22 protein-coding genes are annotated in these 22,731 nt (G+C 61.6%); 15 read left to right on the forward strand and 7 right to left on the reverse strand.

The window, feature by feature from the left end; genetic code table 11:
• Genes AC1DWZ_RS11940 through AC1DWZ_RS11950 form a run of 3 tightly spaced genes read right to left on the reverse strand, consistent with a single transcriptional unit; the run spans position 1 to position 3,610 of the window.
• A complete protein-coding gene (locus AC1DWZ_RS11940) occupies positions 1-1,185 on the reverse strand; it encodes a YcaO-like family protein (RefSeq protein ID WP_477169111.1) in 1,185 nt (394 codons plus the stop codon).
• A 58-nt stretch (positions 1,186-1,243) separates the two neighbouring features.
• A complete protein-coding gene (locus AC1DWZ_RS11945; protein WP_477169112.1) occupies positions 1,244-1,660 on the reverse strand; it encodes a hypothetical protein in 417 nt (138 codons plus the stop codon).
• A gap of 21 nt (positions 1,661-1,681) precedes the next feature.
• Positions 1,682-3,610 (reverse strand): BTAD domain-containing putative transcriptional regulator, encoded by a 1,929-nt coding sequence (locus AC1DWZ_RS11950; RefSeq protein ID WP_477169113.1) that lies wholly within the window; start codon positions 3,608-3,610, stop codon positions 1,682-1,684.
• A 198-nt stretch (positions 3,611-3,808) separates the two neighbouring features.
• Here AC1DWZ_RS11950 and AC1DWZ_RS11955 point away from each other — a divergent pair, with 198 nt between their 5' ends.
• Positions 3,809-4,567, forward strand: a complete 759-nt coding sequence (locus AC1DWZ_RS11955; RefSeq protein ID WP_477169114.1) for a helix-turn-helix transcriptional regulator — start codon at positions 3,809-3,811, stop codon at positions 4,565-4,567.
• 156 nt (positions 4,568-4,723) lie between these two features.
• Positions 4,724-6,382, forward strand: coding sequence for a cache domain-containing sensor histidine kinase (locus AC1DWZ_RS11960; protein WP_477169115.1), 1,659 nt, complete (start codon positions 4,724-4,726; stop codon positions 6,380-6,382).
• 4 nt (positions 6,383-6,386) lie between these two features.
• On the opposite strand, the gene AC1DWZ_RS11965 is transcribed toward AC1DWZ_RS11960, so the two are convergent.
• The 3 genes from AC1DWZ_RS11965 to AC1DWZ_RS11975 are packed head-to-tail and all read right to left on the reverse strand — an operon-like array spanning position 6,387 to position 9,256.
• Positions 6,387-7,502 carry a hypothetical protein gene (locus tag AC1DWZ_RS11965; RefSeq protein WP_477169116.1) on the reverse strand — a complete coding sequence of 372 codons (1,116 nt, stop codon included), beginning with the start codon at positions 7,500-7,502 and terminating at the stop codon, positions 6,387-6,389.
• Between the two features lie 57 nt (positions 7,503-7,559).
• Positions 7,560-8,318 (reverse strand): cyclase family protein, encoded by a 759-nt coding sequence (locus AC1DWZ_RS11970; RefSeq protein ID WP_477169117.1) that lies wholly within the window; start codon positions 8,316-8,318, stop codon positions 7,560-7,562.
• 11 nt (positions 8,319-8,329) lie between these two features.
• Complete coding sequence (locus AC1DWZ_RS11975) at positions 8,330-9,256, reverse strand: LysR family transcriptional regulator (protein WP_477169118.1); 927 nt, start codon at positions 9,254-9,256, stop codon at positions 8,330-8,332.
• Positions 9,257-9,361: 105 nt separating this feature from the next.
• Between AC1DWZ_RS11975 and speB the strand changes: the two genes are divergently transcribed.
• From speB to AC1DWZ_RS11995, 4 genes are all read left to right on the forward strand, one after another.
• The gene (speB, locus tag AC1DWZ_RS11980; RefSeq protein ID WP_477169119.1) at positions 9,362-10,339 is read left to right on the forward strand and encodes an agmatinase; all 978 of its coding nucleotides are present in this window, start codon (positions 9,362-9,364) and stop codon (positions 10,337-10,339) included.
• A 22-nt stretch (positions 10,340-10,361) separates the two neighbouring features.
• The gene (locus AC1DWZ_RS11985) at positions 10,362-11,633 is read left to right on the forward strand and encodes a cysteine desulfurase-like protein (protein ID WP_477169120.1); all 1,272 of its coding nucleotides are present in this window, start codon (positions 10,362-10,364) and stop codon (positions 11,631-11,633) included.
• Between the two features lie 71 nt (positions 11,634-11,704).
• Complete coding sequence (locus AC1DWZ_RS11990; protein WP_477169121.1) at positions 11,705-12,010, forward strand: hypothetical protein; 306 nt, start codon at positions 11,705-11,707, stop codon at positions 12,008-12,010.
• Positions 11,982-13,226, forward strand: a complete 1,245-nt coding sequence (locus AC1DWZ_RS11995) for an amidase (protein ID WP_477169122.1) — start codon at positions 11,982-11,984, stop codon at positions 13,224-13,226. Before AC1DWZ_RS11990 ends, AC1DWZ_RS11995 begins: the two co-directional genes overlap by 29 nt.
• 151 nt (positions 13,227-13,377) lie before the next feature.
• Here the strand turns inward: AC1DWZ_RS11995 and AC1DWZ_RS12000 are convergent, their stop codons facing one another.
• The gene (locus tag AC1DWZ_RS12000; protein WP_477169123.1) at positions 13,378-13,893 is read right to left on the reverse strand and encodes an adenine phosphoribosyltransferase; all 516 of its coding nucleotides are present in this window, start codon (positions 13,891-13,893) and stop codon (positions 13,378-13,380) included.
• A gap of 103 nt (positions 13,894-13,996) precedes the next feature.
• Here AC1DWZ_RS12000 and AC1DWZ_RS12005 point away from each other — a divergent pair, with 103 nt between their 5' ends.
• From AC1DWZ_RS12005 to AC1DWZ_RS12045, 9 genes are all read left to right on the forward strand, one after another.
• Positions 13,997-14,503: an Lrp/AsnC family transcriptional regulator gene (locus AC1DWZ_RS12005; RefSeq protein WP_477169124.1), complete on the forward strand. Its 507-nt coding sequence runs from the start codon at positions 13,997-13,999 to the stop codon at positions 14,501-14,503.
• A gap of 231 nt (positions 14,504-14,734) precedes the next feature.
• Positions 14,735-16,006, forward strand: coding sequence for a type III PLP-dependent enzyme (locus AC1DWZ_RS12010; RefSeq protein WP_477169125.1), 1,272 nt, complete (start codon positions 14,735-14,737; stop codon positions 16,004-16,006).
• An 87-nt stretch (positions 16,007-16,093) separates the two neighbouring features.
• On the forward strand, positions 16,094-17,221 hold the full coding sequence (locus AC1DWZ_RS12015; RefSeq protein WP_477169126.1) for an MlaE family ABC transporter permease: 1,128 nt from the start codon (positions 16,094-16,096) through the stop codon (positions 17,219-17,221).
• Between the two features lie 3 nt (positions 17,222-17,224).
• Positions 17,225-18,016: an ABC transporter ATP-binding protein gene (locus AC1DWZ_RS12020; protein ID WP_477169127.1), complete on the forward strand. Its 792-nt coding sequence runs from the start codon at positions 17,225-17,227 to the stop codon at positions 18,014-18,016.
• 41 nt (positions 18,017-18,057) lie between these two features.
• Positions 18,058-18,996, forward strand: coding sequence for an MlaD family protein (locus AC1DWZ_RS12025; RefSeq protein WP_477169128.1), 939 nt, complete (start codon positions 18,058-18,060; stop codon positions 18,994-18,996).
• On the forward strand, positions 18,993-19,667 hold the full coding sequence (locus AC1DWZ_RS12030) for an ABC-type transport auxiliary lipoprotein family protein (protein WP_477169129.1): 675 nt from the start codon (positions 18,993-18,995) through the stop codon (positions 19,665-19,667). The genes AC1DWZ_RS12025 and AC1DWZ_RS12030 overlap by 4 nt, the downstream gene beginning before the upstream one ends.
• A gap of 29 nt (positions 19,668-19,696) precedes the next feature.
• A complete protein-coding gene (locus AC1DWZ_RS12035; RefSeq protein WP_477169130.1) occupies positions 19,697-21,019 on the forward strand; it encodes an aspartate aminotransferase family protein in 1,323 nt (440 codons plus the stop codon).
• A 139-nt stretch (positions 21,020-21,158) separates the two neighbouring features.
• Entirely contained in the window at positions 21,159-22,265 is a 1,107-nt protein-coding gene (gene spbR / locus AC1DWZ_RS12040) for a SpbR family protein (protein WP_477169131.1), read from the forward strand.
• Positions 22,262-22,540, forward strand: a complete 279-nt coding sequence (locus tag AC1DWZ_RS12045; RefSeq protein WP_477169132.1) for a hypothetical protein — start codon at positions 22,262-22,264, stop codon at positions 22,538-22,540. Before spbR ends, AC1DWZ_RS12045 begins: the two co-directional genes overlap by 4 nt.
• Positions 22,541-22,731 lie beyond the last annotated feature (191 nt).

Consider the following 22,731-nt stretch of genomic DNA (forward strand, 5'->3'; position numbering starts at 1 on the left):
CTAGACCCCACCCAGCAAGGCATCGATGAGGTTGGCGCTGCCCGCACTTGTGCCACCCTCGCTGCTGGCGCCGAGATCGGGGACGAGCATCCGCACGACATCGATGCCGAGATCGGGTCCCGCGAGTGGAAAGCAATAAATCTCGTCCGTGCCATTGGCGAGAAGAGCGCCGGCAATGTGATCGTAACGATCCTGCGGTGTGGCAAGGGATGCACCTAGCCTGTGGCCCTTGATCTGGTCGAAGGTCAAGCCAGACGCACCGGTTTCCGGCAAGGTTGCGCGGCTGCCGGCATAGTTCGCATCCTTGATATCGTCGCGCGAACCGGCGATTTCGGTTGCCCGGGACTGCACGCATTCCAGGAGCGCCGCGCTGGCGGCCTCATGAGCATCCGGCCGGCATGCAAAGCCCGCCATCAAGGTCGCGCCGACTCCGTCCTGGGAAGCAACCAGGCGTTCGAAAAAACAAGCGACAACCGGGATCGCAATCCGGCCGGTGATGTCGAAAAAATGCGGTTCGAAGCCAACCGACCGCACGCACTGTACCAGCCGGTCGAGTTCGGCATGCTGTCCGGGCGTGTACCCGATGCTGCGGGCCACCGAATGTGTCCAGCCGAACAGATCGAGCGCGGACGTGGCGTCATGCTCAATCACTTCAAGCAAGGCATGCGACATGACGGCGGCCCGGTCACGGCCTGCGGCGAGCCCTATTGATGACATTTTGAAAGTTGTATGGTCCCACGGTGCGCCGGCTCGCATGTCGAGGCCCACCAGTTCATAGGGAGCAAAAACCTCGCGGCCTGACGTCACCTCATGGCCGCGGGCCCAGGCGTATCTGTGATCGACCAGAAAACTGCCGGCATTGCAGCGCATCAGGCGGCCGAATGGCACCACGGTGCGCCCGGCCTCGGCCATGTCGCGCCCGGTCTTGAAAGCGACCACGATGTCCTCGGGCCGCTCGGCTGCCGCCCCCTCGGCCGCTTCCATGATGGCGGAAATGCGCGCTTGTGCGGCACTGGCGCCCTTGCCCTGGGAGACCGACAAGGCGCGGGAATTCGGCCGGCTGGCAAACCAGACCGGGATGCCGATCGTGTCCAGCCCGGTAATGTCGCCGACGCGCGTGATCCCGAGTTTGGCGAGAAAATGCGCGTCGGCGTAGCCTGACGTAAAGAAATCGTCGTTCAACATTCATGACTCGGCAGATTGTGGTACCGGTCATTCATGGTGACGTTGGTCCAAGCAGGTTTCAATCGAGCGGTGAGTTGCTCAGCTGTACAAAATCGGCCGGTGACGCAGGCGGCTTAAGCTGCGCCAGTGCGGCGCTGATCGGTGGAACCGTCCAACGATTGCTGGCCCAATCGACACTGCCGATATCAGTTGCAAAACAGAACTGCACATCAGAGAGCGTGGTGCCCATGCCGATCATCTTGCCGACGGCGTCATAGGACGTGTCGACGTCGGGAATGGTTGTCGACGTGGCCGTCTTATTCATCGCCGCCTTCGCGCCGCCGGCGATCTGTCCAAGGACATCGTCGTAACTCTTCCCATGACTGGACGCATAGGCCTGGATCGTTGCCTTGCTGATTTGAGTCAGCATGAGCGGATCCGTCTTGACAAACAGAACACCGGCTTCGTGATCTCCAATAATATAGAGACGCGCCATTTCCCCCTCCTCACATTAAAATCAGGCCGCCGCCATTCGGAGACCTTGCTCAATCTGTATGCGGAACTCATCGTGTTTAAACGGTGCGATCTTGCCGATCATGGCCGGATCTTGATCCGGATAGAGATCTCTGACGCGCATCCAGTAGTTATGCGCTAAACTCTTATTGCCAAGAAAGGCGTGGGCGGCGGCCAGCAATCGCACCACGGACGTTTCCGACTCCATTTTGCCGCAGAGCGTGACGGCTCCGGCATAGTCGTGCTGCTGGAAGGCGATGCAAGCGCCGGCCCACCAGTAATGATCTGGTGCCATTGGGTTCAGGTCGATGGCGCGCTCGAACCGGTTTTTGGCAGAATCGACTTCACCGAGATGTGACAGGGCATCCGCATGCTGCACGAGCAGATCAGCTGAATTCGGGTTGAGCGTCTCCGCCACGGCGAATTTCTCGGACGAAATATCGAAATCACGTTGATAGAGTGCAACCGTGCCGGCCATCAGATGGCCAAAGCCACCATTTGGATCGATATGTGTTGCATGCTCTGCCTTGCCGCGCGCGTCATGCAGCAGCTCGGGGTCGTTGCCGCCGCGCATAATCCACTCGAGATATAGAGTCTGGGCGATGCGGGCATGCGCCAGCGCCATATCCTTGTTCAACTCAGCAGCGGTGACGAAGGCCTTACGCGCTCTGCGCAGCTTTGGCAGATCGCAGTTCTTGAGGAGCTGTTGACCCTCAAGATATTGCAGATAGGCACTGTGGCTTCCGTCACGGCGCATGTTTTCAAGCATATGCCGCTCGACCGATGTTGCAATGCTTGATGCTACCCGCAACGACAGCATCCGGAACGATCGCGTGAGGTCCTCAGGTTGGAAGGAAAATTCACCGGCCCACATGATGTCGCCATTGCGGCAGTCTGCCATGCGAAGCACGAGCAGTTGTTCGCGCTCGCTCGGTTTGACGAATCCGCTGACCGTGTAGTCGGCGCGCAGAGCCGTATTGTCGACGGGGACGCCTGAATCATGTTGCAGTTTGAAGGACGAGTGCGGCGCCAAGGCGACGAAAGTGCGGTATCGGGACAGTTCGTTGGCGACATCCTCAATGAGCGCGCCCAACAATGCGGACGACCCCACGGGCCCAATCCAGCTGGGCGCCAGAAAGGCGACGCGGGGCTGCGTGTTGACCGGCTTGGTTTCTGTCTGAACGGATGGGTGATATCCTCGCCCGGCCAGCACGCGGCGTAGGACGGCACTTGTCTCTGGCTGTGGAGGAACGCCGAATTCACGTTCCAGCATCGTGCCCAGGGCCTGGAAGATGCGCTCGGCATCCTCATACATGCCGTTGCGGCCATAAGCCTCGATGAGCGTCCGGTAGCTCGCCTCCCGTTCCGGATCGAGGCTCAGCATCTGGTCGGCAATAGCCCGCAGATCCTGGTCCGAGGCGCGGCCATAACGGGTGAGTTCGATCAGCAGCGAGGAAGCGGCGGCAAAGAAACGGTCGCGCAGCGCGGTACGTTCCAGCGTCAGCCAGTGTGAAAAAGCATCGGTGACGTCCGAGATACCTTCCAGCAGCTCGCCGCGGAACAGCATCAAGCTGCGGAGCGCCTGCTCAGGTGAGCCGGACCGATAGCCGATCTCGAAAATATTGAGATCGATCATCGCCGCCCCATCGCCCAGCGCCACGGTCTTGGTGTCGGCGTCGATCAGGTTCTCATAGGCACTGCCAGCGCGTTTCACGCGCGCGAGCAGCTGGCGCAGATTGCCCAGCGCTGCCGAGTCGGTGTCATTGTCCCACAGCAGCGAGGCCAGCTCCTTGCGACTTAAGCGCTTGGTCGGCGCGCGCGCCAGCAGTGCCAGAAGTTGAAATCCCTTGGCTGGAAAAACGTTGCCGGCAGCCGGCCGCAGGAGCTCCGGCAAGCCAAGCAAGCGGATCTCGATGTCAGTCTCTAACCCCATGTCGTCACTGGAAAAATCATCCCACCCAACCCCAGGAAACTATGTGCGAAAGCACCGGCCTGTGCAAGCGCGAAAGAGTGGCAAAAGCCACGCCATTTCCCAAGTCACGGCGGCGTCACGTCGCGGATCGGATATTGACGCATCGAACGTCAACGATCCGTTAAAACGTCAACGATCCGTTAAAGGGGGCAGCACCCAATGGCACCGACAAGAGGCGATACACATCGATCGCGCACGGTCGATCTGTCCATGAGCCAGATGATCGTATCGGGCACCATCGGGCCGGACCTTGCGCCGGCCGCTTACTTTGACGGTGAACGGAGTGCTGCCATGCGAACGGATGTTTTGGCCTTGATTTGCCCCGACTGGCGTGTGGCGTCCCTGGTGCTGGATGGCCGCACGGGCCAGGTAACCTACGCCAACACGCCCTGCCTGCAGATGCTCGATGATCGCAAGACGGTGCATCTGGTCAGTGGCCGCATCACCTTCGTGTCGCCCCGCCTGACGGAGCGGTTCTATGTGACACTTGACCGCATGTTGGCGAGCGGCCTGGAGAATGCCGCCCTGGTCGAGCGGGAAGCCGGGGGCGGCTCTGTCATATCGGTCATGATTCGCAATATGCAGGGCTTTTTCCGCGACGTTCTTGACCGCAGCATAGGCCGCGCGCATGACAGTTCACCGCTTGTTGTCGTCGAATTGGCGACCAGCATGGACCAGGCGGAATGGAGCGCGCTTCGGGCTTTCGGCCAAATGTTTGCGCTGTCGCCGGCGGAAATCGAAACGGTCGACCTGATCGTACGCGGCCTGTCGGTCCGCGAAATTGCCGAACTGAAACGCATGCCTGGTTCCGAAATTCGTCGCAGCCTCAAATCCGCGCTGACCAAGACGCAGTGCAAGCATCAAGCCGAACTCGTGCGCCTGGTGATGACTCTATGTCCACCGACGCGACGCGCGTGAAGGCGGCCATAGCCAGCAATGACTGATATCGCGGTAAACGAGACCGAATTGACCAGACAGGCCGGACCCGGTCGTGCTGCCGTGTCAATCGCCAGTCGCGCTCGAGTGAAAGATTTTTCGTCTTTTCTGCCGTCCAGACAGATAGGTAAACGGTTCATGTCCCTCCTGCCGACCCCGAAAGTACGCGCTCCTCAGGCGCCCTTATCCTGGCCGATCGTGGGCATCGTCATTCTATTGCTGGCCTGCACGGCAACGGCCCTCCTGTATCAGGACTACCGGGCGGTGAGTGCCGCGGGCCAGCAGCGCGCGGCTTCCTTGTCGCAGATCGCGGCCACCCACGTTCAGCAGACTCTCGCGGCCATTGACGCAAGCCTCCAGATTCCGGCTCAAGAGTCGGCAAATGGGGGATCGGCGAACGGATCGGTCGATATTCACGAATTGCTGGCCCGCGTCCGGCACGCTGCCCCGGGACTGACGCACCTTAGAATAATTGACCCGCAGGGTCTGCTGGCGGCGGACGCGGACGATGATGCGGTGGTCGGCGAAGACTATACCCATCATGCCGCCTTCATCTTTCATCGTAATCATGTGACCGAGGCGCTGCAACTCAGCCGGCCGGATATGGTGGATGACGATATCCTGGTGTCACGCCGGATCAACGATGCCGATGGCAATTTCGCGGGGATCGTTCTGGGTCAGCTCAACCCCCGCGGCTTCAGTAGCTTCTTTGCGGCACTCGGCGTCAGTGCTGTTGAGCTGGTGGGCAGCGACGGTACCGTCCTGGTACGGTTTCCGCCTCGCGCGTCAAATGGCGACCTGGCCTTGCCCTTGGCCATCGACCAGAGTGCGGATCGGTTTGCAGCCTTCCAGCCCTTGGCAGACATGCCCTTCATCGTCGGTGTCGGACTCGACCGGCGCGAGTTCCTGGCGCCCTGGGAAAGCAAGCGCAACGTCGCTGTTGCCTTGGTCGCCGCGCTGATCGCCCTCATGGTCGGCGGCATGGCCGCCATGCAGAAGCACACCGCCAACGCCGTTGCGATGGTCGCCATGGCGACCCGCACCCGTGCTGAAGCCTATGCCCGCCAGCAGGCCGACGAGCTCAGCAAGCGGAAATCGGATTTCCTCTCGCAAATGAGTCATGAGCTCCGCACGCCGCTCAACGCCATCATCGGTTTTTCCGAAGTGATCAAGGACGCCAGCTTTGGTCCGGTCGGCCAGCCCAAATATCAGGAATATGCCGACGACATCCATTACAGCGCGCAGCATCTGCTCTCGGTCATCAACAACATCCTGGACCTGTCCAAGGTCGAATCCGGAAAATGGCAGATCTCCGACGATGATATTCCACTGAACGATCTCTTCGATGCCCTGCTGCGCCTCGCCACCGAACGGGCCTCGCGCGAAAATGTTCAGCTCTCGATCAAATCATGCCCGACCAGCACGGTCATCCGCGGCGATCGCCGCACCTTGCTGCAGATCATGCTGAATCTCACCGTCAACGCGATCAAGTTCGCTGGCCCCAACCGCCTGGTCGATCTCGACGTCACACCGACCATCGACGGCGGACTGGAAATCAGCGTCGCCGACTATGGTGATGGCATGACCAAGGCCGATGTGGAAAAGGCCATGAAGCCCTTCGATGCGCCGGTCAGCCATCTCAATCGCAAGAAGCAGGATACCGGCCTGGGCCTGCCCCTTGCCGCAGCCTTTGCCGAATTGCATGGCGGCAAGGTCATCCTCGACAGCGCCCCTGGCATTGGCACGACCGCGCGCCTCAAGATCCCGGCATCGCGCGTTCAGCAACTGGCGTCCTGACAGATCAGCTGTTAGGCAGATCGGCCGGCAGGCTCACTTCCAATATTTCCAGACCGGTGTCGGCGATGAGTTTGTAGGGTGCGCCTGCGGGGATGACGACGCTGTCACTCGCTTCCAGGCGATGATTGCCGAGCTTTACGCTCTCGAGGCGCAGCGTACCAGCCAGCACGAACAGGAACAGGAATTCACCGTCATGGGCTCCTGCCAGAGCATTGGCCGGAACTTCCGTGCGCACCACGCGCACACCGGCAAGGCCGTCGGTCGCGGCGGCGATGCCGATATCACGCGCGGCGAAGCCGGGCAGGCGCCATTCCTGCCACGAAGCGTCGGCCGCGATATGCCGCACGAAACGTTGGTCGCCATAAAGCCGGTCGGGCAGGGTGCGGCCGGTCGGCAGGGCCAGATTGTGATCGGCGAAGGTTTCGTGAACGGCCGGACAGCCGATCTCGATCACCTCAAGCCCATCAGATGCTTCCAGCACCCGGTGACGGATTTCCGGCGGCTGCAGGACGCAATCGCCGGCGTTGAGCAGGAAGGGTTCCCCTTGATCTTCATAGACCAGCTTTGCCCAGCCGGTTTTGCAATAGATCATCTGGAAGCGGATCTTGTGAAAATGCACATAGTCCGGCACCGGCCCACCGTCCGGGATGCGGATATGCGAGGCGACGAAGCGGCCCCCTAAGCGGCTGGGGATGAGGTCGCGATATTGCATGCCGGCGCGCCCGACGCCCCAGGCATCTGCGCCACCGCGCGACAGCACGAATTCCTGGGTGCCGGCCGGAATGTCCAGCGTCACCTGCGCATCGACCAATTGAACGCGCGTGCCGCCCGGCGCCGTCAATTCGTCCGGCGTTCCAGCCGGCAAGGCAGCCAGATCACATAACAGGCGCAGGACGATCGGCGTCTGGTTGCCGGGCAGCTTCTGCTTCTCAAGACGCAGCATCAGGCCGTGGCCGGAGAGGACGGCCAGGGCCGGCGCATCTGCCGGCATGATCAGATTGACCTTGAAGCCCAAAAGCTCGGTGAAGAATTTCAGCTCGGCAGCGAGATCGGTGCAGGGCAGCACCACTTGTGCCGCGCGAATGTGGGTCCCGATCTGATTTTGGCTCTCTGCGGACATGATCTGATCTCGTCTGGTGCAGTGACGGTTTTAATATCGCCCGCGCTTTAACGCAATTTAACGATGGATGGCCACAACCCGCGCTGGAAAGCCGGACCCGTCCTTGGGCTTCGGCCATGTCGCCATGACAAGAGCGCCCGCCGTCGGCAATTTATCGAGATTGGCGAGGAGCTCGATCTGCCAGCGATCGCAGGTGAGCACATAGCGTTCCAGGCTGTCATCGCCGGCGGAGACGGAAAGTCCGGGATCCGTGTCGAGCTGCTCATGGCCGATGGCAGTGACCTGCCGCTGTTCGATCAGCTTGGTCAGTACATCCAGGGACCAGCCCGGGCAATGCGCCAAGCCATCTTGCCCGCGATTATGCATCCGCTCGGCATCCGGCCAGCGCCTGGACCAATCGGTGCGTAGCGCCACGAAACTGCCCTTCGGCACACGGCCGAAGCGCCGCTCCCACGCCTCGATATCGGCAAGTGTCGGTGTCGCATCCGGATCGGTTGCCACCCGCGCGCTGATATCCAGGACGACCAGGGGCAACAGCATCTGTGACACCGGAATATTGTCGAGCGTCCGCCCGCCCTTGACGTAATGAACCGGCGGGTCGACATGGGTGCCCCATTGACCGACATGCGTATAGAGATGGACCTGGCCATCGTCGCCCAGGGAATAATCGTGCAGCATTGTCCGCTGTTCATCGGGAAAGGACGGAAAGCGCGGCTGGCCGGGAAAGAAGGCATGGGTGAGATCGGTATAGGTGGCGCCGGCAAGCTCGTTGCGGAACATACCCCATAAGCCGGGTGCTGGTTTGCTATCGTCCATTTTCTTCGCCGTCAGCTGAGTGGGTTTTCAGTCGTCCGCAATCCATCCTGGATACGGTTGAGGAAGTTGCGCAGCACGACATTATCCTCGGCACCCTTTTTGTGCAGCAGAAAGAAGGGGGAGTCATATTCGGTCTCGATCTCCGAGCTTAGTTTCTGCAGCCGGCGCTCCTTGGCAAGCTGTGCGGCATAGTGAATGGGCAGGAAGCCGATGAAGCGGCCGGACAGAATGAGGGCGGCCTGCGCCTCCATCTGCTCGACGATGGCACCGGCCTCCAGATGCCCGACGATCTCAAGGTCATAGCGGTGCAAATAGCGGCGCGCGACAAAGGGCGCCTGCGTAATCTCGCGCAGCGAAACCTTGGGGCTGCCGAACAAGGGATGCCCCGCACCGCAGAACATCGCCTGCCGTTCGCGGTAGAGCGGAACATAGGTGATGCCGGCTGCTTTGCTGCGGCCCGGCTTGACGAAGGGCCCGATGGCGATATCGCGATTGCCCTCAATGATGCCGCGTTCCATGGCATCCGGGGAATCGATCGACAATTCCAGCACCACCGACGGCGCCCGCTCGGCAAAGGCGCCAAGGATGGCGGGCAGGTCGAAATCCGGATTGCTGATCATCGCGTCAACCGTGCCGATGCGCAGCGTCCCCTTCATCTCACCGGAAACATTGGCGGTGACGATCTGGAAGCGGTCGACGGCTGCGAACAGCTCGCCGCTTGCGGCATAGAGCTTTTCACCGGCAGCCGTCAGCGCAAAGCCCGCCCGCCCGCGGCGGCAGAGGCGGAAGCCCAATCTGCGCTCCAATTCGGCGAGCTGGGTGGAGATGGTCGACTGGCCGAGGTTGAGCGTCACCTGGGCGCCGGTGAGGCCGCCGGCCTCCACAATCGTTGTGAAAATGCGAAGCAGTCGCAGATCTATATCGCTAAATCGGCTCATGAATTTACATCGGATTTGTCGATCTATCGGTGATTATCTTCTCTTTATCCGGAATGTAAAGCTATGGCACTTTCGCCCTCAACCAAGTCGCGGGAAGGATACGCCATGAGCCAGAACGCCTATGAGACCGGACGGCTGAACCTGCCCTTCGTCGGGCATTGCACCTTCGGCAAGCAGCCGATCTGCACCGATTGGGACAATATCAACGCCGACGTCGCGGTGCTCGGTGTTCCCTATGACATGGGCACGCAATACCGCTCCGGCGCCCGCTTCGGCCCGCGCGCCATCCGCGAGGCGTCGACTCTGTTCTCCTTCGGTCATGGCGGTGCCTATGATTTCGAGGATGACAAGGTCTATCTGCCAACCGACCGGGTGCGCATCGTCGATGTGGGCGATGCGGATATCGTGCACACCGATACCGTGAAGAGCCATGAGAACACGCGCTTTGCTGTGCGCAAGATTCTGCAATCCGGTGCGATGCCGCTCATTCTCGGTGGCGATCATGCAGTCCATGCGCCGGTGATCGAGGCGTTCGCGGGCCAAGAGCCGGTCCATATCGTGCATTTCGATGCGCATCTCGATTTCGTCGATGAGCGGCACGGTGTGCGTTACGGCCATGGTAATCCGCTGCGCCGCGCGTCGGAGACGGGGCATGTCACCGGCATGACCCAGCTTGGCATCCGCAATGTCTCCTCCTCCAACCGTTCGGACTATGACGCGGCGCGCAATTTCGGTTCCAAGATCCTGTCGGTGCGCCATGTGCGCAAGCTCGGCACGCAGGGTGTGCTCGATCTCATCCCGAAAGGTGTTCGCTATTACGTCACCATCGATATCGACGGCTTCGATCCGTCGATCGCACCCGGCACCGGCACGCCAAGCCATGGCGGCTTCCTCTATTACGAGGTCTTGGAAATCCTCCAGGGCCTCGCCCGCCAAGGCGATGTCGTCGGCATGGATCTCGTGGAAGTGGCACCGGCCTATGATCCCACGGGCATCACTGGCTTTCTGGCCGCGCAATTGCTACTGAATTTCCTCGGCTTCATCTTCGACGCCCGCCACGAACGCGGCCAAGTCCGGGCTTAAAAATCTCCAGGAGAGCTTGATCATGACTTACGACGTTGCCGCCATTCGCGGCCAGTTTCCGGGCTTGAAGCGGGTGCAGAACGGCGAACCGGCCGTGTTCTTCGACAATCCGGCCGGGACCCAGATGGCGCGCCAGGCGATCGAGCGCATGGTCTGGGCGATGACCGAATGCAATGCCAATCTCGGTGGCCATTTCGAGACCTCAATCCTCGCCGAGAAACTGGTCGAGGACGCCCATGAGGCGGCGAAGGATTTCGTCAACGCCAGGGATGTGCGCGAAATCGTGTTCGGGCAGAACATGACGACGCTCACCTTCATGATGTCCCGCTCCTTGGGGCGCGACTTCAAGCCGGGCGATGAGATTGTGGTCTCGCGCATGGACCATGATGGCAATGTGACGCCCTGGGTCATCATGGCGGAAGAGCGCGGCCTCACGCTCAAATATCTCGATTTCAGCCCGGAGACGTTCGAGTTTGACCTGACGCGTCTGAGCGACGTCATCACGGAGCGCACGCGGCTGGTGGCCGTCGGCTATGCCAGCAATGTCACCGGCACCATCAACAATGTGAAGGCCATCGCCAAGGCAGCGAAGGCGGCCAGCGGCGGCAAGGCCCTGGTCTATGTCGATGCGGTGCAGTTCGCACCCCATGGTGTCATCGACGTCCAGGATATTGGCTGCGATTTCCTGGTCTGCTCGGCCTACAAATTCTACGGCCCGCATTACGGCCTGCTCTGGGGACGTCAAGAGCTGCTGGAGAAACTGACGGCCTATAAGGTGCGTGCGGCGACCGAGGATCTGCCGTCCAAATTCGTGACCGGCACGACGAACCGCGAAGAACTCGCCGGCATCATGGGTGCCATCGAATATTACGAATGGCTGGGCAAGACCTATGGCGGCGCCACGGACCCGGCGCTCACCCGCCGGCAACGTATCGTGGCGGGCATCCAGGCCATGCTGCGCCACGACCACGCCCTGGCGGAACGGCTCATCGCTGGGCTGAAGCAGATTCCGGGCGTCCGCATCATGGGCATCACCGATCCGGCGCAGTTCGACCGGCGCGTGCCGACGGTCTCCTTCATCCTGCCGGATTGCGATCCGGCGGAGATCGCCAAATATATGGGTGCCCAAGGCATCTATGTATGGGACGGCCACAATTACGGTGTCGAGCCGATCACGCGCCTCGGCCTGCTCGACAAAGGCGGCGTCGTGCGCGTGGGGCCTACCCATTACAACACGCCGGCCGAGATCGACCGCTTTCTTGGCGCCCTCAAGGTCTATCTGCAGAAGCGCTGATGGGCTTGAAAGTGCGCCGATAAAGTCGATGTGTTAGTCTGGTTTCCGAACTCCTGTCGGAGGGTCCAGACATGTCGGCGCACGTGCATTTCTTGAAGACATTCGCTAGCGGCCTTGCCTTAGTGTTGGTGCTGGGCGGGGCACCCGCACGGGCGGAAGGCCCGGACCTCTCCCAGGATGCTGAGCGTCTGGCCGGCGAAGGCCTTGCTAAAATCCTGCAGGCTCTCAACTTGCTGATGCAGACCATCCCTCAGTATGCTGCACCCGAAGTGCAGCCGAATGGCGACATTATTATCCGCCGTCTGCACCCCGACGATGCCAGCCCCCAAGGACCTGAGGAAAAGCACGATGAACCAAGCGACGGCACCGAAACTTGATGCCGGGGATGTCAAAGTCTGGCAGCGCCTCACTGATCTGGGGGCCATGGCACCTGCAGGTGATTTCGTGCTGGCTCCGACGGGGTCAGGACCGCTCGACGGACTGACCTTCGCGATCAAGGACCTGTTCGATGTCGCCGGCCGCGTCGCCGGTTGCGGCAATCCCGATTGGCTGCGCACGCATCAGCCCGCGAAGGCGCATGCCGCCAGCGTTGAAAAGCTGCTGGCGGCAGGTGCCCGGGCGATCGGTGGGACCATCACCGACGAACTGGCGTTCAGCCTCAACGGGCAGAACTTCCATTACGGGACGCCGCGCAATTCTGCAGCGCCCGACCGCATTCCCGGCGGATCATCGGCGGGCTCAGCCTCGGCGGTCGCGGGCGGTGCTTGCGACTTTGCGCTTGGCACCGATACTGGCGGATCGGTGCGCATTCCAGCGGCTCTCAACGGCATCTTCGGCATACGGCCCAGCCATGGCATGGTCGATGATCGCGGCGTCATGCCATTGGCGAAGAGCCATGACACGGTGGGCTGGTTCGCCCGCAATGCGGACCTGCTGGCAAAGGTCGGCGGTGTGTTGCTGCCACCCGACGCCGGCGACGAAGCCGAGTTCAGCACCGTTTATCTGGCGCGGGATGCCTGGGCGCTGGCGGATGTCGAGGTGGCGGCAGCGCTGATCCCGGCCCGGGACCGTGCCGTCGCAGCCATCGGCCCAGCCATCGACATGACGCTCGCTGCCGATTGCGGGGGGCTCTCCGTCTGGCGGCAGAGCTTCCGCTTCCTGCAGATGCGCGAGATCTGGGCCGAGCATGGCGCCTGGATCGAGCGCGAGGCGCCGAAGTTCGGGCCGGAAATCGCTGAACGGTTTGCCATGTGCAAGGATGCGGCGGCGAAGGCGATGGGCGAGGAGGCCGATTTGCGCCAGACCGTCACCCGCCGGCTGGAGGATATGCTGTCGGAAGACGGCATCCTGATCATTCCGACCGCGGCCGATATCGCGCCGCTGAAATCGATGAGTGCGGCGGATTCAGCCGGCTTTCGCGACCGGACGCTGAGCCTCACCTGCATCGCTGGCCTTGCACGCCTGCCGCAGGTGACCTTGCCGGTTGCGTTGGTGAAGGGCGCCCCGGTCGGCCTGTCGCTCATTGCCCGCCACGGCAGAGACCGCGCGTTGCTGGCGCTGGCTGCGAGGTTGGCGCCAGAGGTTTGTTTTTAAGGACTTATGAGCCTCTCCCCTTGCGGGAGAGGCGGCGAGCGCTAGCGAGCGGTGAGGGGGAATCTATCAGCGAGTCCGGTCGATCGACCCCCTCACCCCAACCCTCTCCCGCGAGGGGAGAGGGAGTTATGAGCGAGCTTGGTTTTAAAGCCTAGCTGTCGTAGCTGAGCAGCGTGTGGACTGGCACGTTGAGGCGCTGCCGGCCGCCGAGAAAGGTGAGTTCGATCAGGCAGCCGATCGCCACCACATCGGCGCCGACCTTTTCCAGCAGGGTCACGGCAGCCGCCATGGTGCCGCCGGTCGCCAGCAGGTCGTCGAGCACGATCACGCGCTGGCCCGGCTTGATGGCATCGGCCTGGATCTCGACAACATCCTGGCCGTATTCGAGGTCGTATGAATGGCGGATGATCTCGCCCGGCAGCTTGCCGCGCTTCCTGACCATGATGAAGCCTGTCCCCAGCCGGTCGGCCAAGGGGGCGGCCACCAGGAAGCCACGGGATTCGATCCCCACCAGCACGTCCGGCTTGTAGGCCCGCAACGTCTCGGTCAGGCGATTGAGCGCCTCATGCCAAGCCGGCCCGTTGGCGAGCAGGGTCGAGATGTCATAAAAAAGGATGCCGGGCTTGGGGAAATCCGGGACGTGGCGGATGTGTTTCTTGAGATCCATCGTGACCTGAAAATAATCTGGCAGGGTGGCAAAAAGCCGTCTGTCGGCTGTATAAGCCATTGGCCAAAGCGGGGAAAGGCCAAAGCTGGAAGGGGCTAATTGAATGCGCAAGTCGCAGCGGATCGACAAGGTGGACGTGAAGATCCTGACCGCTCTCCAGGCGGCAGGGCGGGTCAGCAATCTGGAGTTGGCGGCCAAGGTGGGCCTCTCGGCCAGCCCCTGCCATACGCGCCTCCGCCAGATGGAGAAGCAGAAGATCATCCGCGGCTACCGGGCGGATATCGACCTTTCCAAGGTCGCCGACCATGTCGAGATCTTGAGCTTTGTCACCCTCCATAAGCATGGCCGCGGCCAGCAGGGGGCGTTCGAAACGCTCATCGACGACACCCCCCAGGCCATCGCCTGTTACCAGATCTCCGGCAATTTCGACTACATCGTCCACTTCGTGTGCCGGTCGGTGGGGGAATATGTCGAGATTCACAATGCGTTGATCGAGCAGGATCCCAACATCGCCTCGGTCACCACCAACGTGATCATGTCGGAAACCAAGAAGTTTGCCGGCTACCCCTTGAAGGAACTCATTGAACCGGCTGAATTAAAGCCGGAATAGCCGAGATGGGGCAAAACAGGAAAATCTACTTCTGAGAGCCCCCTGGGTGCGCAGATATTCTGCATGGGGGCCTATGAAAAACGACAAATCCCGGTAAAGAATTCTTATTTATTTCATCGCCATGATGGCTTCGCCGCGTCGGAAGCACCCTCCCAAGGGGGTCCTCCAGCGCGGCGATTTGCATTTTCCGGGTTGAGAGCCCACATCGCCTATACGAAGGAATTAAGGCAGATGACGAAGATTGCCGCTGTTACCGCCAAGTCGAATTCGGCGAAGAATGGTCGGGACCTGAGTGCCCGTGATGTGACGGCTTCGGCGCTGCGCGCCCAGCTGGCGCCCCAGGCGGTCATCGCCAACGATGCCGGCCCGCGGCCGGAACGTGCCTTGCAGTTCCTGGCGCAGGAAAAGCCGGCAACCCCCTGCCTGGTGGTAGATCTCGATGTGGTCGAGCGGAAATACGCTGCCCTTCGCGCTGCCCTGCCGGCCGCAGAGATTTTCTATGCCGTGAAGGCCAATCCGGCCCCGCAGATCCTCGATCGCCTGGCTGCGGCCGGGTCGAGCTTCGATACCGCCTCGTCCGGTGAGATCCGCTCGGCGCTGGCCACCGGTGTGACGCCGGACCGCGTCTCTTTCGGCAACACCATCAAGAAGCCGTCGGACATCGCCTGGGCCCACGGCATCGGCGTCAATTTGTTTGCCTTCGACGCCATCGAAGAGTTGCGCAAGATCGCCGCCCACGCCCCGGGCGCCGAGGTCTATTGCCGCATCCTGGTCGAGGCGGAAGGTGCCTTGTGGCCGCTCAACCGCAAATTCGGCTGTGTCCCTGAAATGGCGACGGAGCTTCTCATCGAAGCGCGTGAGCTCGGGCTGAAGCCGGTCGGCGTCTCGTTCCATGTGGGCTCGCAGCAGCTTGACCCGGCCCAGTGGGACCGCGCCATCGCCACCGCGAAGTCGGTGTTCGACGGCTGCGCCAAGGCCGGTGTCACCCTCAGCATGATCGATCTCGGTGGCGGCTTCCCGGCGGAATATGCGCCGGGTGTTGCTGGCATCGAGGCCTATGGTACTGCCATCGCGACCGCACTTAACGACAGCTTCGGTGCTACCTGGCCGCGCCTCATCATCGAGCCCGGCCGCTACATGGTGGCCGATGCCGGCGTGATCGAGGCCGAGGTTTTGCTGGTCTCGCGCAAGTCTGCGACGGAAGACCGCCGCTGGGTCTATCTCGATATCGGCCGCTTCGGCGGCTTGGCGGAGACCGAGGGCGAGGCGATCCGGTACCGGGTCGAGGCGCTGGACACGGTGGCGACCGCGACCGGTCCGGTGATCCTGGCAGGCCCCACCTGCGATTCGGCCGACATTCTCTATGACAAAGCCAATTACCGCCTGCCGCTCGATTTGAAGGCTGGCGACCGGGTGCGTCTGCATTCGACCGGTGCTTACACGACCACCTATTCTGCTATCAATTTCAATGGCTTCGACCCATTGAAGGCCTATTTCATCTGACATAGGCTGGCTCCATCCTTACGGTGAATCGTTACTGGGACAAAACGGGCTGCTAGAGTGCAGCCCGTTTTGCATTTCGAGGCACCTATGTCCGACCCCGGCTGGGTCAAATTCACCACCAGTGGCAGCACGGCAACTTGGGTCTGTGGCGGCGCATGGACGATCGAGCACGCGACCCGGTTGGATGGCGAGCTCACCATCCCGGCCGAGGCCAAGTCCAAGACCGCCATTCTCGACCTTGCGGCCATCGATCAGTTGGATACGTCCGGCGCCTGGCTGATCAGCCGGCATGGCAACGCGCTGGCCGCTGCCGGCTTTTCGGTCGACACGAAGGAGGGCGACCCGGACCTTGCCGTCCTGTTGAAGCGTGTGGTCGAGACCGAGGACGTGCTGCCGCATAAGCCGCCGCGTCGCAATCTCGGTGACAAGGTGGCAGAGCTTGGGGCGGCCGCCGAAAGCATCCTGGTCGAGAGCCTCGACCTCATTGCCTTTTTCGGGGCGCTGATGACGGCCCTGGTGCGTCTCGCCTTCACGCCGTGGAAGCTGCGCTGGAACGCGATCTTCGCCCATCTTGAGCAGACCGGCCTCAATGCCCTGCCGATCGTGGGGCTCATCAATCTGCTGGTGGGCGTGGTGCTGGCTTTCCAGGGCGCCGATCAGCTGGCGCGCTTCGGCGCGCAGACCTTCACCATCAACATGCTGGGCATTTCGGTGCTGCGTGAGATGGCGGTGCTGCTGACGGCCATCGTTGTCGCCGGCCGGTCAGGCTCCGCCTTTACCGCGCAGATCGGCACCATGCAGGTGAACGAGGAGGTGGATGCACTGCGCACCATCGGCCTCAATCCGATGGATGTGCTGGTGGTGCCCCGCGTGCTGGCGCTGATGATCGCCCTGCCGCTGCTGACCTTTTTTGCCGACATGATGGGCCTCCTGGGTGGTGGCCTCATGTGCGTTGTCCTGCTGGATATCAGCTTCAGCCAGTATCTCAGCCTGCTCAATCAGGCCATCACGGTCAGCCATTTCTGGGTCGGCATGGCGAAGGCACCGTTCTTTGCCGCCTTGATCGCCCTCATCGGCTGTTTCGAGGGGTTGCGCGTGTCGGGGAGTGCAGAGAGCGTCGGGCGTTTGACCACCCGCTCGGTGGTCGAGGCCATCTTCCTGGTGATCATCGTCGACGCGCTGTTCTCCATCCTTTTCTCCTATATCGGAGTCTGAGGCATGGCTGCGAAATCCGACCTGGTCATTTCCTTGAAAGGCATCGTCAACCGGTTCGGCGAGCAGGTGCTGCATGATGGGCTCGATCTCGATGTCAAGCGCGGCGAGGTGATCGGCATTGTCGGTGGGTCGGGTACCGGCAAATCGGTCCTGATGAGGACGATCATCGGCCTCAATCGGCAGGCAGCCGGCACCATCAATGTGCTGGGCCAGCAGATGGACGGGCTCAGCGATTCCGAGCGAACCAAGATCGAGGCGCGCTGGGGCGTGCTGTTTCAGAACGGCGCATTGTTCAGCTCGCTCACCGTGGCGGAAAATGTGCAGGCGCCGATGCGCGAGCACACGGACCTCCACCCCCAATTGATGGACGAGCTGGCGGCGCTCAAGATCCGCCTTTCGGGCCTGCCGGCTGATGCCGGCGCCAAATACCCCTCGCAGCTCTCGGGCGGCATGAAGAAGCGCGCTGGCCTTGCCCGCGCGCTGGCGCTCGATCCCGACATTCTGTTTCTGGATGAGCCGACGGCCGGCCTGGACCCGATCGGTGCTGCCGAATTTGATCAGCTGATTCTAAATCTGCAACGAAGTCTGGGGCTTACGGTGGTGATGATCACCCACGACCTCGACTCTCTGGTGGCGATCTGTGACCGAATCGGTATCCTCATCGACCGGAAGATCAGGGTCGGCACCCTGGCCGAGCATCTCAAGGATGAGCATCCCTGGATCAAGCAGTATTTTCATGGGCCGCGCGCCCGGGCTGCAGGAATTGGGGCAGCGGGCATTGGCGCCAGCGCCTGATATAGTCGACAATTAAGCATCGGATTAGGAACCAGCAAATTATGGAAACAAGGGCACGGCATCTGGCGGTTGGCAGCTTCGTCCTGCTGCTTCTGGCGGGCGTGTTTGTGTTTGTCCTGTGGGCGGCCAAGTTCCAGGGCCAGGTTTCCTATACGACCTACTATGCCCGCTTCTCCGGTTCGGTCTCGCAATTGCGGATCGACAGCACGGTCAATTTCGGCGGCATTCCCGTCGGCCGCGTGACGGACGTGCGCATCGATCCCCAGGACAGCGCCTTGGCGCGGGTGGATTTTCAGGTGCGCACCGGCACGCCGATCCGGGTCGATTCCCAGGCGACGCTGGAATTGCAGAGCCTGGCCGGCGGCGTCGGCATGGCACTGAGCCGCGGCACCTCGGACAAGGATTTGCTGCCGCCGGGCAGTGAAGTGCCGGCGGCGGCATCGGCCCTGGAACGCCTCACGCGCCAGGCTCCGGACCTTGTCGCCAAGATCGACCGTATCGCCAACAATCTCAACGCCATGCTGTCGCGCGAAAACCAGCAGGCGCTCACCGACACGCTCAGCAATCTGCGCGACCTGTCGCAGGGGCTGAAGGAGCGGACGCCGGCGATCGATACCTTCCTCGCCGACAGCGATGCTGCCATGAAAAATGTCGGCGATGCGGGCGAGGAATTCCGCAAGCTGGCCACCGATCTCCAAAAGACGATGGGGCCGGCCGCCAGGGAAGCGCAGAAGGCGGTCGATGCTTTCGAGAAGATGGCAAAATCCTTCGAGAAGACCTCCGAACAGATGAATGCCCTGGTGGCGGAGAACCGCGAACCGCTGCGCCAGTTCTCCGGCACGGCGCTTTATGAAGCGACCGATCTGCTGGCGCAGATGCGCGAACTGGTGGGGTCGATGGCCCGCATCGCCCAGGAGCTGGAACGGGATCCCGCACGCTTCTTCCTCTCCGACCGCAGCAAAGGTGTCACCGCTCCATGATCGATCAAGCTACCTCTTTCGCCGCGACCTCATCGATCAAGTCGATCGATCGGCGCCGCATGCTGGCCGGGATCGGCGGCCTGTCGGTGCTGGCGAGCGCTGCCCCGATATTGGGCGCCTGCGGCATCGTTCCCGAGGTGAACACGCCGCTCAATCTCTATTCCGTATCGCCCAAGGTAGCGCCGGTGGAGAATCCGCCGGCACTCACCTGGCAATTGGTGGTGGCCGAACCCAATGCCGGTGCCGATCTCGACACCAACCGGATCGCACTCACCCGCGCTGCCAACCGCATCGAATATTTCGCCGAAGGTGTCTGGTCCGATGCGGCGCCGGCCATGGTGCAGTCGAAGCTGATCGAGGCCTTCGAGGATGTGGTGCCAAGCCTCGCTGTCGGTCGCGATTCCGCCGGGCTAAAGCCGGACTATATCCTGCAGTCGGAACTGCGCGATTTTCAGGCGTCCTATGCCGGCGCCGCAAGCGAAGCGGTGGTCCGCATCACGGCCAAACTGGTGAAGATGCCGGAACGGCGCATCGTCGGGTCGATTTCCGCCGAGGCGCGCAAGCCTGCTGCCGGCGCCGGCCTGCCGGGTGTTGTGTCGGCCTTTGAAGCAGCGCTCGGCGATGTCTTCAGCCAACTGATTGCTGGTGTGCTTGCCGCACCCCAAACCTGATCCCACCATAGACGAGCGATCCCATCATCATGTCACATGTGCTTCACCGCGATCTTCGGAACCCATTGCCCGCTGCCGTGAAAGGTGAGGGGCCTTATGTCATCGATAGCACCGGCAAGCGTTATCTTGATGCTTCGGGCGGCCCAGCCGTCTCGTGCCTTGGCCACAACCATCCCAAGGTGATCGAGGCCATTCGCCACCAGGCGGGTGAGATCGCCTTTGCCTATTCGGCCTTCTTCACCCATCCGGCGATGGAAGCCTTGGCCGACCGGCTGGTGGCACAGGCGCCAGCCGGCCTTGGCCATGCCTTCTTCGTGTCCGGTGGTTCGGAGGCGATCGAAGGCGCGCTGAAACTGGCGCGGCAATATTTCCTGGAGATCGGCCAGCCGTCGCGCAAGCATTTCATCGCGCGCGAGCGCAGCTATCACGGCAACACCTTGGGTGCCTTGTCGCTGGGTCACGACTATAACCGGCGCCAGACCTATGAGCCGCTGCTGCTGCCGGTGACGCATATCTCGCCCTGCTACGAATACCGGGAGCGCCGAGCCGACGAGACGGCTGAAGGCTACGGCATCCGCATCGCCGACGAGCTGGAAGCGGCGATCCTGAAACAGGGGCCCGAGAACGTGGCGGCGTTCTTTGCCGAGCCGATTGCCGGCTCTTCCCTGGGCTGTGCGGAGCCGGTGCCGGGCTATCTGGCGCGGCTGCGCGCGATCTGCGACCGCTACGGCGTGCTGCTGGTGTTCGATGAGGTGATGTGCGGCATGGGCCGGACCGGCCATCTCTATGCCTGCGCCGAAGACGGCGTCACCCCGGACATCCTCACCATGGCCAAGGGACTGGGGGCCGGCTACCAGCCGATCGGCGCATTTCTGGCCCATGACAAAATCGTCCATGCCCTGGAGAGCGGTTCCGGCCAGCTGAAGCATGGTCATACCTATGCCGGGCACACATTGGCTTGTGCTGCTGCGCTTGCTGTCCAAGAGGTGATCGAGGAGGAAAATCTCCTCGCCAGGGTCAAGGATCTCAGCGTCAAATTGCGCGCCCGGCTCGACGACAGGTTCGGCCAACATCCGCATATCGGCGACATACGCGGCCGTGGCCTGTTCCTGGGGCTGGAATTGGTGGCTGACCGGGAGACGAAACAACCCTTTGATCCGGCCGAGAAAAAATGGCTGAAGGCGCGGAACGCGGCGATGCAGGAAGGATTGATAACCTATCCCGCGGCCGGTTGCATCGACGGCAGGAGCGGTGACCATATCCTGCTGGCACCACCCTTCAACCTCACCGACGGGCAGTTGGACGAGACGGTGGACAAGCTGGGGCGAGCCCTGAAACTGGCGGTCGGATGATGCTAACCCTGTGATTGTGCGAAATTTTAACTATCGACGCTGAAATGCGTTGTCAGTACTTTAACCAATGGCTGGTTAGGTAATCTGGTTGCATCACGGACGAGCCGGGATTCGGCTCAGCATTTTGGAGTAAGCGTCGATGGCAGGCATGCTGACGGAAGCCGATGTCCGCAAGTTGATGACCGACCCGTCGCCCGATGCGCGGGTGGAGACGGCAACGAAGGTCGCCAAGGCCTTTTACGAGACCGAACTGTCGCCAACCGAACGGCTGCTGGCCGAGGAAATCTTCCGCATCATGGTGCGCGACGCTGAAGTGCGTGTCCGTGAAGCCCTCTCGGTCAATCTCAAAGCCAGCCCGGAATTGCCCAAGGATGTGGCGATAACGCTTGCCCGCGATGTCGAATCAGTTTCGTTGCCGGTCCTGGAATTTTCCAGCGTGCTTTCAGATTCCGATCTCATCGAGATCATCCAGATGTCGAGTGCGGAGAAGCAGGTCGCGGTCGCCAAGCGCGCTTCCGTCTCTGGTGAACTCGCCGATGCGCTCATCGATCACGGCAAAGCGGGCATCGTGGTGGCAACCCTGGTCAACAATCCAGGTGCTGCCCTCAAAGACGCCCATTTGGAAAAGGCCTTCGCCAAGTTCGGGAGCGACCCGGTCGTCAACAATTCATTGGTGGCGCGCGCCAATCTGCCGCTGCGCATTTCCGAAAAGATCGTCGCCCGCGTCTCCGAAGCCCTGCGCGAACATCTGCTTTCGCATAAGGAAATCTCCGCCGAGATGGCGGCCGACCTGGTGCTGCAGGCACGCGAACGGGCGACTGTCGGCTTGCTGCCGGCCGGCTCGAAATCGGCCGATGTCGTTGATCTGGTCAAACAGTTGCGCGACAATCGGCGCCTGACGCCGTCGCTGATCCTGCGCACGCTGTGCACCGGTGATCTGACCTTCTTCGAGGCGAGCCTCGCCGTGCTGGCCAACATGACCATCGTCAGTGCCCGTGTGCTCATCCATGACGAAGGCAAGCTCGGCCTGCAATCGATCTACCAGCGGACACCGCTGCCGGCCAATCTGTTCCCGGCCTTCCGCGTCGCCTTCGACGTGGCGCGCGAGACGCAATATGACGGCGGCGAAAACGACCGGGAGCGCTTCTCGTCCCGCGTCATCGAGCGCGTGCTCACCCAGTTCGAGGATATCGGCAACGACAACCTCGAATATCTCATGAAAAAATTGAAGCAGTTGGCAGCATGAAATTACGTTTTGCGATTCTGGCTTCCGCCCTTGCTCTGGCGGCCAGCCCGGCCCTTGCCTGCGACCAGCAGCAGGCCGTGGACATGATGGTCAAGCTCTCGACCGCCCTCGGTGAGAAGGCGGGTGCTGCCAAGACGGAAGAAGACAGCCAGAAGGTCGTGGCGGCCAATGGCAAGGTGAATGAGGGTGGCGCGGCCCTTGCCGCCGGAAATCCCGACAAGGCCTGCGAAATCTACCAGGCCGTGGCTGCGGAGCAGGGAATCTCGCTGCAGTGATTTCTGGGCCGGTTTCGGCGCGGACACACTCCGAAAAAAATCATACCATGGTGCTTTGTTTAAGCTGAAAGCTTATCGCTTTCGATATAGGAACACGCTACGGTAGCGTAGGCTCTGAAGCGCTTGTCTAGGTCTGTATTCCTGGTAGATGCAAGAAATATAACAACCTCGCTGACACGTTTTCGGATACG

It is taken from the genome of Dongia sp. P2_B8 (assembly GCF_056404715.1).

Excerpts from the sequence above, each read along its gene's own strand:
- AC1DWZ_RS11965 (WP_477169116.1), bottom strand. The coding sequence starts at position 7,502 with ATGTCCGCAGAGAGCCAAAATCAGATCGGGACCCACATTCGCGCGGCA.
- AC1DWZ_RS12020 (WP_477169127.1), top strand. The coding sequence starts at position 17,225 with ATGGCTGCGAAATCCGACCTGGTCATTTCCTTGAAAGGCATCGTCAAC.
- AC1DWZ_RS11995 (WP_477169122.1), top strand. The coding sequence starts at position 11,982 with ATGAACCAAGCGACGGCACCGAAACTTGATGCCGGGGATGTCAAAGTC.
- AC1DWZ_RS11970 (WP_477169117.1), bottom strand. The coding sequence starts at position 8,318 with ATGGACGATAGCAAACCAGCACCCGGCTTATGGGGTATGTTCCGCAAC.
- AC1DWZ_RS11985 (WP_477169120.1), top strand. The coding sequence starts at position 10,362 with ATGACTTACGACGTTGCCGCCATTCGCGGCCAGTTTCCGGGCTTGAAG.
- AC1DWZ_RS12035 (WP_477169130.1), top strand. The coding sequence starts at position 19,697 with ATGTCACATGTGCTTCACCGCGATCTTCGGAACCCATTGCCCGCTGCC.
- AC1DWZ_RS11960 (WP_477169115.1), top strand. The coding sequence starts at position 4,724 with ATGTCCCTCCTGCCGACCCCGAAAGTACGCGCTCCTCAGGCGCCCTTA.
- AC1DWZ_RS11975 (WP_477169118.1), bottom strand. The coding sequence starts at position 9,256 with ATGAGCCGATTTAGCGATATAGATCTGCGACTGCTTCGCATTTTCACA.
- AC1DWZ_RS12015 (WP_477169126.1), top strand. The coding sequence starts at position 16,094 with ATGTCCGACCCCGGCTGGGTCAAATTCACCACCAGTGGCAGCACGGCA.
- AC1DWZ_RS11990 (WP_477169121.1), top strand. The coding sequence starts at position 11,705 with ATGTCGGCGCACGTGCATTTCTTGAAGACATTCGCTAGCGGCCTTGCC.
- speB (WP_477169119.1), top strand. The coding sequence starts at position 9,362 with ATGAGCCAGAACGCCTATGAGACCGGACGGCTGAACCTGCCCTTCGTC.
- AC1DWZ_RS12005 (WP_477169124.1), top strand. The coding sequence starts at position 13,997 with ATGCGCAAGTCGCAGCGGATCGACAAGGTGGACGTGAAGATCCTGACC.
- AC1DWZ_RS11945 (WP_477169112.1), bottom strand. The coding sequence starts at position 1,660 with ATGGCGCGTCTCTATATTATTGGAGATCACGAAGCCGGTGTTCTGTTT.
- AC1DWZ_RS12025 (WP_477169128.1), top strand. The coding sequence starts at position 18,058 with ATGGAAACAAGGGCACGGCATCTGGCGGTTGGCAGCTTCGTCCTGCTG.
- AC1DWZ_RS11940 (WP_477169111.1), bottom strand. The coding sequence starts at position 1,185 with ATGTTGAACGACGATTTCTTTACGTCAGGCTACGCCGACGCGCATTTT.
- AC1DWZ_RS12000 (WP_477169123.1), bottom strand. The coding sequence starts at position 13,893 with ATGGATCTCAAGAAACACATCCGCCACGTCCCGGATTTCCCCAAGCCC.
- AC1DWZ_RS12030 (WP_477169129.1), top strand. The coding sequence starts at position 18,993 with ATGATCGATCAAGCTACCTCTTTCGCCGCGACCTCATCGATCAAGTCG.
- AC1DWZ_RS12045 (WP_477169132.1), top strand. The coding sequence starts at position 22,262 with ATGAAATTACGTTTTGCGATTCTGGCTTCCGCCCTTGCTCTGGCGGCC.
- spbR (WP_477169131.1), top strand. The coding sequence starts at position 21,159 with ATGGCAGGCATGCTGACGGAAGCCGATGTCCGCAAGTTGATGACCGAC.
- AC1DWZ_RS11955 (WP_477169114.1), top strand. The coding sequence starts at position 3,809 with ATGGCACCGACAAGAGGCGATACACATCGATCGCGCACGGTCGATCTG.
- AC1DWZ_RS12010 (WP_477169125.1), top strand. The coding sequence starts at position 14,735 with ATGACGAAGATTGCCGCTGTTACCGCCAAGTCGAATTCGGCGAAGAAT.
- AC1DWZ_RS11950 (WP_477169113.1), bottom strand. The coding sequence starts at position 3,610 with ATGGGGTTAGAGACTGACATCGAGATCCGCTTGCTTGGCTTGCCGGAG.